General features: G+C 63.3%; 14 protein-coding genes and 4 tRNA genes. 10 read left to right on the forward strand and 8 right to left on the reverse strand.

Annotated features, from left to right (window positions below; all coding sequences use genetic code 11):
• Positions 1 to 88 precede the first annotated feature (88 nt).
• The 8 genes from LU671_RS13025 to folD form a co-directional block, all read right to left on the reverse strand.
• Positions 89 to 580 (reverse strand): Lrp/AsnC family transcriptional regulator, encoded by a 492-nt coding sequence (locus LU671_RS13025; protein ID WP_050705041.1) that lies wholly within the window; start codon positions 578 to 580, stop codon positions 89 to 91.
• Between the two features lie 13 nt (positions 581 to 593).
• Positions 594 to 1,406 (reverse strand): ABC transporter ATP-binding protein, encoded by an 813-nt coding sequence (locus tag LU671_RS13030; RefSeq protein ID WP_232855865.1) that lies wholly within the window; start codon positions 1,404 to 1,406, stop codon positions 594 to 596.
• A 4-nt stretch (positions 1,407 to 1,410) separates the two neighbouring features.
• Positions 1,411 to 2,124 (reverse strand): ABC transporter permease, encoded by a 714-nt coding sequence (locus tag LU671_RS13035; protein WP_050705042.1) that lies wholly within the window; start codon positions 2,122 to 2,124, stop codon positions 1,411 to 1,413.
• Complete coding sequence (locus LU671_RS13040) at positions 2,121 to 2,828, reverse strand: ABC transporter permease (RefSeq protein WP_232855866.1); 708 nt, start codon at positions 2,826 to 2,828, stop codon at positions 2,121 to 2,123. The genes LU671_RS13035 and LU671_RS13040 overlap by 4 nt, the downstream gene beginning before the upstream one ends.
• Before the next feature lie 118 nt (positions 2,829 to 2,946).
• Positions 2,947 to 3,729, reverse strand: coding sequence for an ABC transporter substrate-binding protein (locus tag LU671_RS13045; protein WP_084941448.1), 783 nt, complete (start codon positions 3,727 to 3,729; stop codon positions 2,947 to 2,949).
• A 391-nt stretch (positions 3,730 to 4,120) separates the two neighbouring features.
• The gene (locus LU671_RS13050; protein ID WP_232855867.1) at positions 4,121 to 5,167 is read right to left on the reverse strand and encodes an ornithine cyclodeaminase; all 1,047 of its coding nucleotides are present in this window, start codon (positions 5,165 to 5,167) and stop codon (positions 4,121 to 4,123) included.
• 19 nt (positions 5,168 to 5,186) lie between these two features.
• A complete protein-coding gene (ctlX, locus tag LU671_RS13055; protein ID WP_232855868.1) occupies positions 5,187 to 6,104 on the reverse strand; it encodes a citrulline utilization hydrolase CtlX in 918 nt (305 codons plus the stop codon).
• Positions 6,105 to 6,390: 286 nt separating this feature from the next.
• The gene (folD, locus tag LU671_RS13060) at positions 6,391 to 7,245 is read right to left on the reverse strand and encodes a bifunctional methylenetetrahydrofolate dehydrogenase/methenyltetrahydrofolate cyclohydrolase FolD (protein WP_050705047.1); all 855 of its coding nucleotides are present in this window, start codon (positions 7,243 to 7,245) and stop codon (positions 6,391 to 6,393) included.
• 255 nt (positions 7,246 to 7,500) lie between these two features.
• Between folD and LU671_RS13065 the strand changes: the two genes are divergently transcribed.
• From LU671_RS13065 to hupB, 10 genes are all read left to right on the forward strand, one after another.
• A tRNA-Arg gene (locus LU671_RS13065) sits at positions 7,501 to 7,577 on the forward strand.
• A 35-nt stretch (positions 7,578 to 7,612) separates the two neighbouring features.
• Positions 7,613 to 7,688: transfer RNA gene (locus tag LU671_RS13070), tRNA-His, on the forward strand.
• 56 nt (positions 7,689 to 7,744) lie between these two features.
• Positions 7,745 to 7,829, forward strand: a tRNA-Leu gene (locus tag LU671_RS13075).
• Positions 7,830 to 7,865: 36 nt separating this feature from the next.
• Positions 7,866 to 7,941: transfer RNA gene (locus LU671_RS13080), tRNA-His, on the forward strand.
• Between the two features lie 150 nt (positions 7,942 to 8,091).
• Positions 8,092 to 8,391 carry a DUF6388 family protein gene (locus LU671_RS13085; RefSeq protein WP_186716084.1) on the forward strand — a complete coding sequence of 100 codons (300 nt, stop codon included), beginning with the start codon at positions 8,092 to 8,094 and terminating at the stop codon, positions 8,389 to 8,391.
• A 248-nt stretch (positions 8,392 to 8,639) separates the two neighbouring features.
• Positions 8,640 to 9,953, forward strand: coding sequence for a trigger factor (gene tig, locus LU671_RS13090; RefSeq protein ID WP_203647383.1), 1,314 nt, complete (start codon positions 8,640 to 8,642; stop codon positions 9,951 to 9,953).
• Positions 9,954 to 10,044: 91 nt separating this feature from the next.
• A complete protein-coding gene (gene clpP, locus LU671_RS13095) occupies positions 10,045 to 10,686 on the forward strand; it encodes an ATP-dependent Clp endopeptidase proteolytic subunit ClpP (protein WP_043213484.1) in 642 nt (213 codons plus the stop codon).
• A 108-nt stretch (positions 10,687 to 10,794) separates the two neighbouring features.
• Positions 10,795 to 12,078 (forward strand): ATP-dependent Clp protease ATP-binding subunit ClpX, encoded by a 1,284-nt coding sequence (gene clpX, locus LU671_RS13100; RefSeq protein ID WP_050705049.1) that lies wholly within the window; start codon positions 10,795 to 10,797, stop codon positions 12,076 to 12,078.
• A 155-nt stretch (positions 12,079 to 12,233) separates the two neighbouring features.
• Positions 12,234 to 14,630: an endopeptidase La gene (lon, locus tag LU671_RS13105; RefSeq protein WP_203647382.1), complete on the forward strand. Its 2,397-nt coding sequence runs from the start codon at positions 12,234 to 12,236 to the stop codon at positions 14,628 to 14,630.
• A 154-nt stretch (positions 14,631 to 14,784) separates the two neighbouring features.
• Positions 14,785 to 15,057, forward strand: a complete 273-nt coding sequence (gene hupB / locus LU671_RS13110; RefSeq protein ID WP_011533117.1) for a nucleoid-associated protein HU-beta — start codon at positions 14,785 to 14,787, stop codon at positions 15,055 to 15,057.
• Positions 15,058 to 15,135 lie beyond the last annotated feature (78 nt).

Below are 15,135 nucleotides of genomic sequence, written 5' to 3' on the forward strand. Positions count from 1 at the left end.
ACGCCCCGCGGTTTCACCCGCGAGGCGTGGTCATTGGATCCAGTAATGTTACTAAGCCACTATCTTGCGCCACAAGCGCTACCTTGGCTCAAGCCTGCGGCGCGGTACTCTTCACCGCCGCCAGCTCCGGATGCGCCACCAGCTTGTCGATATGCAGCTCGTCGTTGTTCATCCAGGTCTCGGTCAGCACCCGGTAGTGCTCCATGTCGCGGCAGCGCATGCGCAGGCTGTAGTCGAAATGCCCGCTGATCAGCTGGCACTCGTAGACCTGCGGGCAGGCGCGCACGGTGGCCTCGAAGGCCCGCTGCGCCGAGCGCCCGCTCTGGTTGGACAACGCCACCAGCACCAGCAACGACAACCCGGGGGAGACCTGCTGCAGGTCGATGATGGCCCCGTAACCGCGGATCACCCCGCGCCGCTCCAGCTTGCGCACCCGTTCCAGGCAGGGCCTGGGGGTCAGGTGCACGAGGGTGGAGAGCTTCTCGTAGGTGATCCTTCCTTGGTGTCGCAGCACGTCGATGATCGCTTCGTCGATGCGATCCAGCGGTGCGGCGGCGGGGGTGATGGCCTTGGTATCCATATGCGGCGTGACTTCACTTCAGACGATTGGAGAGGAACTGCCGCAGGCGCTCGCTCTGTGGCTGGTCGAGGATCTCGGCGCTGCCGCTTTCCTCGACCAGGCCCTGGTGCAGGAACAGCACCTGGCTCGACACCTGGCGGGCGAACCCCATTTCATGGGTGACCATGAGCATGGTACGTCCTTCCTCGGCGAGCGTCTGTATCACCTTGAGCACTTCGCCGACCAGCTCGGGGTCCAGTGCCGAGGTGGGCTCGTCGAACAGGATGATTTCCGGCTCCATCGCCAGCGCCCGGGCGATGGCCACGCGCTGTTGCTGGCCGCCGGAGAGAAACGCCGGGTACTGGTCGGCGGCGCGGGCCGGCAGGCCGACCTTGTCCAGGTACTTGCGTGCCCGCGCCTCGGCTTCGCCGGCGCTGATGCCCAGCACCTTGCGCGGTGCCAGGCAGATGTTCTCCAGCACCGTCAGGTGGCTCCACAGGTTGAAGTGCTGGAACACCATGGCCAGGCGCGTGCGCAGGTTTTGCAGCTGGGCCGCTGGCGGGGTGCCCTTGCTCAGGTCGAGGGTCTGGCCGTCGAGGGTGATGCTGCCGGCGTTGGGCTTTTCGAGGAAGTTGATGCAGCGCAGGAAGGTGCTCTTGCCCGAGCCGCTGGCGCCGATCAGGCTGATCACGTCGCCCTTGCGCGCCTGCAGCGAGACGCCCTTGAGCACCTGGTGCTCGCCGTAGTGCTTGTGCAGGCCGTCGACGCTGAGCTTGAGGGTGCCGGCATGGGCTCGCGCCAAGGGGGCCTGTTCGAAGGTGGTGAGTGGCAGTGCGGTAGCGGTCATGGGTTCAGCCTCGTACAGGGTCAAGGAAGCGCATCCAGCGCCGTTCGGCCACGCGGAACAGGCCGACCAGGGCGAAGGACAGCAGCATGTACAGCAGGGCGGCCACGCCGAAGGCCTGGAAGGTCAGGAAGGTCGCGGCGTTGGCGTCGCGGGCCACCTTGAGGATGTCGGCGACGGTGGCGGTGAAGGCCAGCGAGGTGGCGTGCAGCATCAGGATCAGCTCGTTGCTGTAGGCCGGCAGCGAGCGGCGCAGGGCCGCCGGCAGGACCAGGAACAGGTTGAGCCTCCAGCCGCGCAGGCCGTAGGCCTGGGCCGCTTCCAATTCGCCGGCGGGCAGGTTGCGGATGGCCCCGGCGAAGATCTCCACGGTGTAGGCGCAGGTGTTGAGCACAAAGGCCAGCAGGGTGCAGTTGAGCGCGTTGCGGAAAAACTGGTCGAGCAGGGCATGCTCGCGCACCACCTGCAGGCCGTAGAGCCCGGTGTAGCAGATCAGCAGCTGGATATAGAGCGGCGTGCCGCGGAACACGAAGGTGTACAGCTGCACCGGCAGGCGCAGCCAGGCGTGGCGCGAGGTGCGTGCCAGGGCCAGGGGTAGCGACAGGGCGAAGCCCAGCACCATGCTGGCCAGGAACAGCCAGAGGGTCATGGCCAGGCCCGACAGGCCGCTGCCGTCGTGGTACAGGTAGGCCAGGCCGTATTCCTGAAGGAGTTCGATCATCGCGCCAGCTCCTTGATGCCGATGTTGTAGCGCCGCTCGAGGTGCTTGAGCAGGCGGTTGGACAGGGTGGTGATGAGCAGGTACACCAGGCCCGCCAGGCACAGGAAGAACAACACGTCGTTGGTGCTCTTGCCGGCGTTCTGCGCGGCCTTGACCAGGTCGGCCAGGCCGATGATCGACACCAGCGCGGTGGACTTGAGCAGCACCAGCCAGTTGTTGCCCAGCCCTGGCAGGGCAAAGCGCATCAGTTGCGGGAACAGCACCAGCCGAAACCGCTGTGCCCGGCTCAGGCCGTAGGCAGTGGCGGCCTCCAGCTGGCCGGCGGGCACGCTGAGGATGGCGCCGCGAAAGTTCTCGGTGAAGTACGCGCCATAGATGAAGCCCAGGGTGATGACCCCGGCGCCGAACGGGTCGATCTCGACATAGTCCCAGCCCAGCGCCTCGGTCAGGTCGTTGAGCCAGATCTGCATGCTGTAGAAGATCAGCAGGATCAGCACCAGGTCCGGGACGCTGCGGATCAGCGTGGTGTAGAGGGTGGCCGGCAGGCGCAGCAGTCGGGATCGCGACAGCTTGGCGCTGGCGCCGATCAGGCCGAGCGCGAGGCTCAGCGCCAGCGACAGCAAGGCCAGCTTGACGGTCATCCAGGTGCCCTGGGCCAGCAGCGGGCCGAAGCCTTGCAGGCCGCTTGTGAGGAAGTCGTGCATGACGGGGATCTCGCGGTGGTTTCTTCGCGGGTGAACCCGCCCCCACAGGATGTGCGCAGGCCGAAGGCTGGTGGTTACCTGTGGGAGCGGGCTTGCCCGCGAAGAGGCCGGTGGGAACTCACTCGTTATAGATATCCAGGTCGCCGACGTACTTCTTCTGGATCTCGGCGTAGGTGCCGTCGGCATGGATCATGGCGATGCCCTTGTCGAGCAGGGCCTTGAGCTCGGGGTCGGTCTTGCGCAGGCCCATGGCGATGTCCAGCGGCAGGGTCGGGTCCTTGATCGCCGGGCCGCTCCTGAAATCGGCGCCTTCGGGCTTGGAGAGGAAGTTCAGCTGGGCTTCGAGCTTGTCGGTGACGGTGGCGTCGAGACGGCCATTGAGCAGGTCGGCGTAGTTCTGGTCCTGGCCCTGGTAGGCCTTGACCTGCGCGCCCAGCGGCGCCAGCACAGCGCGGGCGTAGGCCTCCTGCAGCGAGCCCTGGAGCACTCCGACCTGCTTGCCCTTGAGCGATTCGGCGCTGTCGCCGAAGTCGGCCGACTTGCGCACGATCACCGAGGTGGGGCTGAGGAACAGGCGGTTGCTGAAGTCGATCTGCTTCAGGCGGGCCGGGGTGACGGCCATCGACGACATGATGGCGTCGAACTTGCGGGCGCGCAGGGCGGGGATCATGCCGTCGAATTCGTTGTGCACCCAGGTGCATTTGACCTGCAGCTTGGCGCAGATGGCATTGCCCAGGTCGATGTCGAAGCCTTGCAGGCTGCCATCGGCGGCGACGGATTCAAACGGCGGGTATTCGGGGAAGACGCCGAAGCGGATTTCGGTCCACTCCTTGGCCTGGGTGAGGGTGGTGGCGCACAACGAGAACAGCAGCACGCCGAGGCGTTTTCGCATGGAGGGCATGGTCTTGGGTCCCTGGGTGTTGTTATTGGTAGTAGGGCGATTAGCGCGTGTAGGTCCGTCGGTGACTCATGGGTCGGGCTCAGAATGCGCGAGATAGACAGGTTTTTTGTGTCGTTTGCCTGCGCGTGGGCTGCCGGATTCGGCTGTAAAGATTCTTTTTGCAGCCGAATCGGCTGTTCCGACAAAGATTTACGGAAGTGCGACAGCGGTTTCTGTCAGGTCGAGCGACCGTCATGCTTGTCGGTCGCGGTGTACGCGGTCCCCTGTAGGAGCGGCCTTGTGCCGCGAAAGGGCTGCGCAGCGGCCCCAGATATCAGCTTCGACGCACAGATTGCCGGGGCCGCTTTGCGGCCCTTTCGCGGCACAAGGCCGCTCCTACAGGGGGGGGCTGTCAGGCGGCGCTGGCCTTGCGTTGCGCCGCTTTCGGCTGCAGCAGGGCAAACAGGTCCTTCGGATTCTCCAGCTGCGGCACCAGCGCGATGTCGCGCCCGATGTCCAGCGCCCTGGCCACATCCAGCACATAGCGCAGCGCCGAGTAGTCCTCCAGGGCGAAGCCGACCGAGTCGAACAGCGTCACCTGCGTGGCGTTCTCGCGCCCTGCGGCGATCCCCTCGACCACCTGCCAGAACTCGGTGGTCGGCGAGTCCGCCGGCATCTGCTGGATCTCGCCCTCGATCCGGCTCTGCGGTTCGTACTCGACGATCACCCGCGCCCGCTCGACGATGTCGCGGTGCAGCTCGGTCTTGCCCGGGCAGTCGCCGCCCACGGCATTGAGGTGCATGCCCGGCTCGATCATCTGTGGGGTGAGGATGGTGGCGTAGGCCTTGTCGGCGGTGACCGTGGTGACGATGTCGGCGCCGCGCACCGCCTCGGTCACGCTGCCGACGATGGTCAGTCTCAGCTCTGGGAAACCGGCCAGGTTGGCCGCCAGTTTCTCCGAGGCCTTGCGGTCGATATCGAACAGACGGATCTCCTCGATGCCGAGCAAGGTATGGAACGCGATGGCCTGGAATTCGCTCTGCGAGCCGTTGCCGATCAGCGCCATGCGTTTGCTGTCCGGGCGCGCCAGGTAGCGGGCGGCCAGGGCCGAGGTGGCGGCGGTGCGGATGGCGGTGGTCAGGGTCATCTCGCTGAGCAGCACCGGCGCGCCGGTGTCGACATCGCCCAGGGCGCCGAAGGCCATCACTGTGAGCAGCCCATTGTGGGTGTTCTTCGGGTGGCCGTTGACGTACTTGAAGGCGTACAGGTTGGCGTCGGACACCGGCATCAGTTCGATCACCCCGTCCGCCGAGTGGTTGGCCAGGCGCGGGCATTTCTCGAAGTCGTGCCAGCGCAGGTAGTCCTGGCGGATGTACTCGGCCATCTCGGCCAGGCAGGTGGGCAATCCCTTGCGGTTGACCAGGTGGGCGAGGTCGTGCACGTCGATGTAGCGGGTCATGATGATTCTCCTTGTCGAGTCAGTGGCGCGAGGGCAGGTGGACTTCGGCGAGCATGCAGCGCGCGCTGCCGCCACCGATGCGTTCGATATGGTCGATGTTCACCACCAATGGGTGGCTGTGCCGCTCGACCTGGCGGCGCTGGTCGGTGTCGAGCGCCTTCCAGGCGCTGCGCGACATGACCAGCAGGGAGCGGCCGTCGCGGTCGTGGACTTCGAGCATGTTGCCGGCGAAGTTCTCCAACTGGTCGAAGTTCAGCGCCAGCACCTGCTTGCCGGTGTCGCGCAGCGAATGCTCCAGGGTGCGGCGTTCATCGGGGTGGGGCAGAGCGTCGAGGCAGGCCACGGCGAGCTGGCGGCCGACGTTCATCATCACGTTGCTGTGGTAGATCGGCGCCTGGCGGCGGTCCATGGCGTTGAACAGGCACAGGCGGTAGTCCAGGCGCTCGGCGAACTGGCGCAGGGCGCGTTCGTGGGTGCGCCCGGAGTGGCAGGCGTAGCTGATGCGGTGCTCGCGGTCCAGGACCATGCTGCCGGTGCCTTCGAGGAACAGATTCTGCTGTTCCAGCGGGCTCAGGTCGATGGTGCGCTGGATGGCGAAGCGCTCCTGCAGCACGCCCAGTACGCCCTTGCTGCGCTCCAGGCGGCGGTTCTCGCCCTCCATCGGGTACAGCACCAGGCTGCCGTCGGCGTGGCTGCTCCACCAGTTGTTGGGGAAGATCGAGTCGGGGGTGTGGGGTTCAGGGGTGTCCTGCACCACCAGCACATCGACGCCGTGCTGGCGCAGGGTGTCGACGTAGCCGTCGAATTCTTCCAGGGCCTTTTCGCTGGCGGCCTGCGGGTCCAGAGGCGCCTGCTGGAAGCGGTTGTTGGCGGCGGTGTCGGGGTTGAAGGCGAACCGCGCCGGGCGAATCATGAGGACGGTATTTGTTGTTTGCATTGGGCACGCATCCACGGGTGGGCTGTGTGACCATTGTCAGAGGGATCGCGAGGCAATCCCGGCTGAAGCGTGGAGGGTGGGCAGCCGGTCCAGCTGAAATGGCTAGCTTGGCAGCGGAATCGGCTGATATAGCACTCGTGGGAGCGGGCTTGCCCCGCGATGGCGTCGGCAGCCCCATCGCCATCGCGGGGCAAGTCGGGTCGCCGCATCGCCGCTCCCACGAGGATGAAGTGCACAAACGAAAACGGCGCCTCGAGAGGCGCCGTTGCGTCATTGCCGGAACATCCTACTTGTGCAGCTCTTCAGCCGCATACAGGGTGTTCTCCAGCAGGCAGGCGCGGGTCATCGGGCCCACGCCGCCCGGCACTGGGGTGATCCAGCCGGCGCGGGGCAGGGCAGTCTCGTAGACCACGTCGCCGACCAGCTTGCCGTCGTCCTGGCGGTTGATGCCGACGTCGATGACGATGGCGCCTTCCTTGACCCACTCACCCTTGACCAGGCCCGGCTTGCCGGCGGCGACCACCACCAGGTCGGCGCGGCCGACGTGGCCGGCCAGGTCCTTGGTGAAGCGGTGGCAGACGGTGACGGTGCAGCCGGCCAGCAGCAGCTCCATGGCCATCGGCCGGCCGACGATGTTGGACGCGCCGACGATCACCGCGTTCATGCCGTACAGGTCCTGGCCGGTGCTGTGCAGCAGGGTCATGATGCCCTTCGGCGTGCACGGGCGCAGCAGCGGGATGCGCTGGGCCAGGCGGCCGATGTTGTAGGGGTGGAAACCGTCCACGTCCTTGTCCGGGCGGATGCGCTCGAGCAGCAGGGAGGCGTCCAGGTGCTCGGGCAGCGGCAACTGCAGCAGGATACCGTCGACGGCCGGGTCATCGTTGAGGCGATCGATCAGGTCGGTCAGGGCTTGCTGCGTGGTCTCGCTGGGCAGGTCGAACGCCTGGGAGATGAAGCCGACCTCTTCGCAGTCCTTGCGCTTGTGCGAGACATAGACTTGGGAGGCCGGGTCGGTACCGACCAGGATCACCGCCAGGCCTGGCGTGCGCAGGCCCTGCTGGCGACGCTCGGCGACACGTTGGGCGATCTGCTGGCGCAGGTTGGCGGCGATCGCCTTGCCATCGATTAGGTGTGCAGTCATAGACGCGTGATTAACCATCGAGAAGGGAACATATATAAGAAGCGCGCATTCTCGCACGACACGGCCCAAGGGCAAAGGCGGGTGGTCGGGCAAATCCCCTAACCCCTTCAATAATTTAAATTTTTTTGCGAAAGGTGTTGACGACCTGCGGGGTCGCCTATAAGATTCGCCGCACTTGTCGGGCACTGCCTGGCACGGGTTGGCAAAGTCGGGCAGAATAAGCGGTTCGTTTGTTCGGTTGGACTGTAAGCTTAAGCGCCCGTAGCTCAGCTGGATAGAGCATCCGCCTTCTAAGCGGATGGTCGCAGGTTCGAGTCCTGCCGGGTGCGCCATTAAGGCCTGGGCAAGTAAGCAGTACCGCAATATGGTGGGCGTAGCTCAGTTGGTAGAGCGCCGGATTGTGATTCCGGTTGTCGTGGGTTCGATTCCCATCGTCCACCCCAGATTCTGCAGGGGCGCCTCGATTGAATGATCCGGCGCCTTTGTTTTTGAGTTTCATGCGGACGTGGTGAAATTGGTAGACACACTGGATTTAGGTTCCAGCGGCGCAAGCTGTAAGAGTTCGAGTCTCTTCGTCCGCACCATGTTTCTGTAAGGCTGTACCGCAATACTGCATTATGGTGGGCGTAGCTCAGTTGGTAGAGCGCCGGATTGTGATTCCGGTTGTCGTGGGTTCGATTCCCATCGTCCACCCCATATTTGAAGAAGGCGCCCGGATCGGATGATCGGGCGCCTTTTTCGTTTCTGCCGTACGGCCCTCGTGGCTACTGGTGGCGGAGCGATAAAAGCTGATAGATTTCAGCCGGTTGAAGGGCTGGCCGAGATGCCGGCAGAGGAATAGCGCAGATGATCGCAAAAGAAGCGCGCCAGGCCCTGGCGCTGCAACGTTTCGCCGAGGCCAATCCGCAGCTGCTCGAAGAGGTCCGCGAGTTGGATGCTCGCGAGCAGGCCCAGCAGATCGAGTGGGCGTTCGAGGATGCGGCGCAGGAGCAGGGCGTCGAGCCCTGGGAGTATGCCTTGCAACTGATCGCCGAGTCGCCGGAGCAACTGCAGGCCATGCGCCTGGAGACGCATCGCGAGGTGGCCGAGGCGCTGGGCATGGCCTGGGAAGAATACTGCCAGTTCAACGACCTCGATCCGCAGTAAGGCGGACGATCGTTCTGGCTGTTGTTTGTTTGACAAGGTTTTACAACTGCGCGGGCCACAAGGGTCTGCGCGGCCGTGAATGAAACAGGCTCGACGCCAAGGCGGGCGGGCCTTTCAAGGAAATCGACCGGCGCGGTCCGCCGACAATCCGGGTGGGGTGACTTCTGCTTGATGAGTCACTAGAATGTTTGCCCTTGATTCTGGAGTCGGGCTATCGCCGGCTAACGTCTGTGCAACGAGGAATATCCATGCAAGTTTCTGTTGAAAACACTTCCGCTCTCGAGCGCCGCATGACCATCGCCGTTCCGGCCGAGCGCGTCGAGAACGAAGTCAACAAGCGTCTGCAGCAGACTGCCAAGCGCGCCAAGGTTGCCGGCTTCCGTCCGGGCAAGGTGCCAATGAGCGTGATCCGCCAGCGTTTCGAAGCCGATGCCCGCCAAGAGGCTTTCGGTGACCTGGTCCAGGCTTCCTTCTACGAAGCCATCGTCGAGCAGAAGCTGAACCCGGCGGGCGCGCCTGCCGTCGAGCCGAAGTCGTTCGAGAAGGGCAAGGACCTCGAGTTCGTCGCCATCTTCGAAGTCTTCCCTGAATTCACCGTTGCCGGTTTCGAGTCGATCGCCGTCGAGCGCCTGAGCGCCGAAGTGGCTGACGCCGACCTGGACAACATGCTGGAAGTCCTGCGCAAGCAGAACACCCGTTTCGAGGCCGTCGAGCGCGCCGCTGCAAACGACGACCAGGTCAACATCGACTTCGTCGGCAAGATCGACGGTGAAGCCTTCGCCGGCGGTTCGGCCAAAGGCACCCAGCTGGTGCTGGGTTCCGGCCGCATGATCCCGGGCTTCGAAGACGGCCTGGTAGGCGCCAAGGCTGGTGAAGAGCGCGTGGTCAACGTGACCTTCCCAGAGGACTACCAGAACCTCGACCTGGCTGGCAAAGCCGCTGAGTTCACCATCACTGTCAACAGCGTATCGGCCCCTGTGCTGCCAGAGCTGAACGAAGCCTTCTTCGCCCAGTTCGGCATCAAGGAATCGACCCTGGAAGGCTTCCGCGCCGAAGTTCGCAAGAACATGGAGCGTGAGCTGCGTCAGGCCATCAAGGCCAAGGTCAAGAACCAGGTCATGGACGGTCTGCTGGCCGCCAACCCGGTCGACGTGCCGAAAGCCCTGCTGGAAAACGAAGTCAACCGTCTGCGCGTGCAGGCTGTCCAGCAGTTCGGTGGCAACATCAAGCCTGACCAACTGCCGGCCGAGCTGTTCGAAGAGCAAGCCAAGCGCCGCGTCGTGCTGGGCCTGATCGTCGCCGAAGTGGTCAAACAGTTCGACCTGAAGCCGGACGAAGCCAAGGTTCGTGAAGTCATCGAAGAGATGGCCTCGGCCTACCAGGAGCCTGAGCAGGTCATCGCCTGGTACTACAAGAACGACCAGCAACTGAACGAAGTCCGTTCGGTTGTGCTGGAAGAGCAAGTTGTAGATACTGTCCTGCAGAAAGCGACTGTGACCGACAAATCGGTCTCGTACGAAGAAGCCGTCAAACCAGCACAGGCTGCTGCCGACGCTGAGTAACAGGCTACTCTCGTAGGAAACCCCCACAAGCCAGCCTTCGCGCTGGCTTGTGCGTATTCAAGCCATGACTATTTGGGAGCGAGTGCAGGACATGTCCCGCAATTCTTATATTCAGCAAAGCTCTGACATCCAGGCCGCAGGCGGTCTGGTCCCGATGGTTATCGAGCAGTCCGCCCGTGGCGAACGTGCCTACGACATCTATTCGCGCCTCCTGAAGGAGCGCGTGATCTTCCTGGTCGGCCCCGTAGAAGACTACATGGCCAACCTGGTGGTGGCGCAGTTGCTGTTCCTTGAGGCGGAAAACCCGGACAAGGATATCCATCTTTATATCAACTCCCCGGGCGGCTCGGTAACTGCCGGCATGTCGATCTACGACACCATGCAGTTCATCAAGCCGGACGTCTCGACCATCTGTATCGGCCAGGCCTGCAGCATGGGCGCCTTCCTGCTCGCGGCCGGTGCCGCCGGCAAGCGCCACTGCCTGCCAAACTCGCGGGTGATGATTCACCAGCCGTTGGGCGGCTTCCAGGGCCAGGCGACCGACATCGAAATCCACGCCCAGGAAATCCTCAACATCAAGGCGCGCCTGAACGAGCTGCTGGCCCACCACACCGGCCAGGACCTCGAGACCATCAAACGCGACACCGAGCGCGACAACTTCATGAGCGCCGCGCGCGCGGCCGAGTACGGCCTGATCGACTCGGTCTACGACAAGCGGCAACTGGCATCCTGAAGCAATGCGCCAGAGCGTTCGGGCGCTGATTGCGCCCGAGCGCGGACTTGAAAAAGCCAGCGATTGCCTTCATCTTGTGTTTCAAGCCTACCGGATTGGATCGATCGAATGACTGACACCCGTAACGGCGAGGACAACGGCAAATTGCTCTACTGCTCTTTCTGCGGCAAAAGCCAGCATGAAGTGCGTAAATTGATTGCCGGCCCCTCGGTATTTATTTGCGACGAGTGCGTCGACCTGTGCAATGACATCATCCGTGAGGAGGTGCAGGAAGCCCAGGCCGAGAGCAACGCGCACAAGTTACCCTCGCCGAAAGAAATCAGCGGAATCCTGGACCAGTACGTCATTGGTCAGGAGCGCGCGAAAAAGGTGCTGGCAGTAGCGGTGTACAACCACTACAAGCGCCTGAACCAGCGTGACAAGAAGGGCGACGAAGTCGAACTGGGCAAAAGCAACATCCTGCTGATCGGGCCGACCGGCTCGGGCAAGACGCTGCTCGCCGAGACGCTCGCGCGCCTGCTGAACGTACCGTTCACCATTGCCGACGCCACCACCCTGACCGAAGCCGGTTATGTCGGTGAGGACGTCGAGAACATCATTCAGAAACTGCTGCAGAAGTGCGACTACGACGTGGAAAAGGCCCAGATGGGCATTGTCTACATCGACGAGATCGACAAGATCTCGCGCAAGTCGGACAACCCGTCCATCACCCGTGATGTCTCGGGCGAGGGCGTGCAGCAGGCGTTGCTGAAGCTGATCGAAGGCACCGTGGCCTCCGTGCCGCCGCAAGGGGGCCGCAAGCACCCGCAACAGGAATTCCTGCAGGTCGACACCCGCAATATCCTGTTCATCTGCGGTGGCGCCTTCTCGGGCCTGGAAAAGGTCATCCAGAACCGCTCGACCAAAGGCGGCATCGGCTTCAGTGCCGAAGTGCGCAGCAAGGAAGAGGGCAAGAAGGTCGGCGAGTCGCTGCGTGAGGTCGAGCCGGACGATCTGGTCAAGTTCGGCCTGATTCCGGAGTTTGTCGGCCGCTTGCCGGTGCTGGCGACCCTGGACGAGCTGGACGAGGCTGCGCTGATGCAGATCCTCACCGAGCCGAAGAACGCGCTGACCAAGCAGTACGCCAGGCTGTTCGAGATGGAAGACGTCGACCTCGAGTTCCGCAGCGATGCGCTCAAGGCCGTGGCACGCAAGGCTCTGGAGCGCAAGACTGGCGCCCGCGGCCTGCGTTCGATTCTCGAGGGCGTGCTGCTCGACACCATGTACGAGATTCCTTCGCAGAAGGATGTCAGCAAGGTGGTGATCGACGAGAGCGTCATCGAAGGCTCGTCGCAGCCGCTGCTCATCTACGAGAACAGCGAGCCGCAAGCCAAGGCCGCCCCCGACGCCTGATCGGGCAAGGGGCAGCACGCAAGAAGGGGCCTTTCAGGCCCCTTTTTGCATTTCATGGCCTGGGCGCTTGTAATTTCCCAGGGCTGCCCCCACATTAGCCCCAAGCACCATTTCCAACGGTTTCCGGCCACCAAGGCCGCTGTAGAGGCGAAATCATGAAGACCACCCTCGACTTGCCTCTTTTGCCATTGCGTGACGTCGTCGTCTATCCGCACATGGTCATCCCACTGTTCGTGGGGCGTGAGAAGTCTATCGAGGCCCTCGAGGCCGCGATGACGGGCGAGAAGCAGATCCTCCTGCTGGCCCAGAAGAATCCGGCCGACGATGATCCGGGCGAAGACGCCCTGTATCGCGTGGGCACCGTCGCCACCGTGCTGCAACTGCTCAAGCTGCCCGATGGCACCGTCAAGGTGCTGGTCGAGGGTGAGCAGCGCGGCGCCGTGGAGCGTTTCAACGAAGTCGACGGCCATATCCGCGCCGAAGTCAGCCTGATCGACGAAACCGAGACCGCCGAGCGCGAGTCCGAAGTGTTCGTGCGGACCTTGCTGTCGCAGTTCGAGCAGTACGTGCAGCTGGGCAAGAAGGTCCCCGCCGAAGTGTTGTCCTCGCTCAACAGCATCGAGGAGCCGGGTCGCCTGGTCGACACCATGGCCGCGCACATGGCGCTGAAGATCGAGCAGAAGCAGGAGATCCTCGAGATTGTCGACCTGCAGGCCCGCGTCGAGCACGTGCTGGCGCTGCTGGACGCCGAGATCGACCTGCTGCAGGTCGAGAAGCGTATCCGTGGTCGGGTCAAGAAGCAGATGGAGCGCAGCCAGCGCGAGTACTACCTGAATGAGCAGATGAAGGCCATTCAGAAGGAGCTCGGCGATGGCGACGAAGGCCACAACGAAGTCGAGGAGCTGAAAAAGCGCATCGACGCCGCCGGCCTGCCGAAAGACGCCCTGGCCAAGGCCCAGGCCGAGCTGAACAAGCTCAAGCAGATGTCGCCGATGTCGGCCGAGGCCACCGTGGTGCGTTCGTACCTCGACTGGCTGGTGCAGGTGCCGTGGAAGGCCCAGAGCAAGGTGCGCCTGGACCTGGCCAAGGCCGAGGAAATCCTCGATGCCGACCACTACGGCCTGGAAGAGGTCAAGGAACGCATCCTCGAGTACCTCGCCGTACAGAAGCGCGTGAAGAAGATCCGTGGTCCGGTGCTGTGCCTGGTCGGCCCGCCCGGCGTGGGCAAGACCTCGCTGGCCGAGTCGATCGCCGCCGCCACCAACCGCAAGTTCGTGCGCATGGCCCTGGGCGGCGTGCGTGACGAGGCTGAGATCCGTGGCCACCGTCGCACCTACATCGGTTCGATGCCCGGTCGTCTGATTCAGAAAATGACCAAGGTCGGTGTACGCAATCCGCTGTTCCTGCTCGACGAGATCGACAAGATGGGCAGCGACATGCGCGGCGATCCGGCCTCGGCGTTGCTGGAGGTGCTCGACCCCGAGCAGAACCACAACTTCAACGACCACTACCTGGAAGTCGACTACGACCTCTCGGACGTGATGTTCCTGTGCACCTCGAACTCGATGAACATCCCGCCGGCGCTGCTCGACCGCATGGAAGTCATCCGTCTGCCGGGTTACACCGAGGACGAGAAGATCAACATCGCGGTCAAGTACCTGGTGCCCAAGCAGGTCAAGGCCAACGGCCTGAAGAAGGACGAGCTGGAGGTCGATGTTTCGGCCATCCGCGATATCATCCGCTACTACACCCGCGAAGCCGGCGTGCGTGGCCTGGAGCGCCAGATCGCCAAGGTCTGCCGCAAGGTGGTCAAGGAGCACACCGGGGCCAAGCAGGTGAAGGTCAAGGTCAGCGGCGAGCAGCTCGAGCAGCTGCTGGGGGTGCGCAAGTTCCGCTACGGCCTGGCCGAGCAGCAGGACCAGATCGGCCAGGTCACGGGCCTGGCCTGGACCCAGGTGGGCGGCGAACTGCTGACCATCGAGGCCGTGGTCATCCCGGGCAAGGGCCAGTTGATCAAGACCGGCTCGCTCGGCGACGTCATGGTCGAGTCGATCACCGCCGCGCAGACGGTGGTGCGCAGCCGTGCCCAGAGCCTGGGGATCGCCGCAGACTTCCACGAGAAGCGCGACGTTCACATCCACATGCCCGAAGGCGCCACGCCCAAGGATGGCCCGAGCGCCGGTATCGGCATGTGCACCGCGCTGGTGTCGGCCCTGACCCAGATCCCGGTACGCGCCGACGTGGCGATGACCGGTGAGATCACCTTGCGCGGCCAGGTCCTGGCCATCGGTGGCCTCAAGGAAAAACTGCTGGCGGCACACCGCGGCGGGATCAAGACGGTGATCATTCCAGAGGAGAATGTTCGCGATCTGAAGGAGATTCCGGAAAATATCAAACAGGATCTTCAGATCAAACCGGTCAAATGGATTGACGAAGTCCTCCAAATTGCGCTGCAATACGCCCCGGAGCCCTTGCCAGATGTGGCTCCGGAGATTGTCGCGAAAGATGAGAAGCGCGACGGCGATGCTAAGGAAAGAATCAGCACGCACTAGTACGTATTTCGCTGGGGGGCTTCGGTTGACAGCATTTTCGGCCCCTTGCTATAAAACGGCACGCCAGTGTCAACAGGCCACCCAGCGCTCGTTTCATTAAGCTTTTCATTACATACTTAGAAACAAACTCAATAGAGAAATAAGGGGACTTAGAGTGAACAAGTCGGAACTGATTGACGCTATCGCCGCATCTGCTGACATCCCGAAAGCTGTAGCCGGCCGTGCGCTGGACGCAGTCATCGAATCCGTCACCGGCGCCCTGAAGCAAGGTGACGATGTGGTACTGGTTGGCTTCGGTACCTTCTCGGTCAAGGAGCGCGCCGAGCGCACCGGCCGCAACCCGCAAACCGGCAAGGCGATCAAGATCGCTGCCGCCAAGGTTCCAGGCTTCAAGGCTGGCAAGGGCCTGAAAGACGCCGTCAACTAAGTCGTCTTTCAGCCGGCCCGGCATCGTCAGGGCCGACCGCGTGACGGCGGGTCGCAAACGTTCCCGCTGGCACGCTCG

It is taken from the genome of Pseudomonas sp. NMI760_13, from assembly GCF_021283245.1.
GTDB lineage: Bacteria > Pseudomonadota > Gammaproteobacteria > Pseudomonadales > Pseudomonadaceae > Aquipseudomonas > Aquipseudomonas peradeniyensis.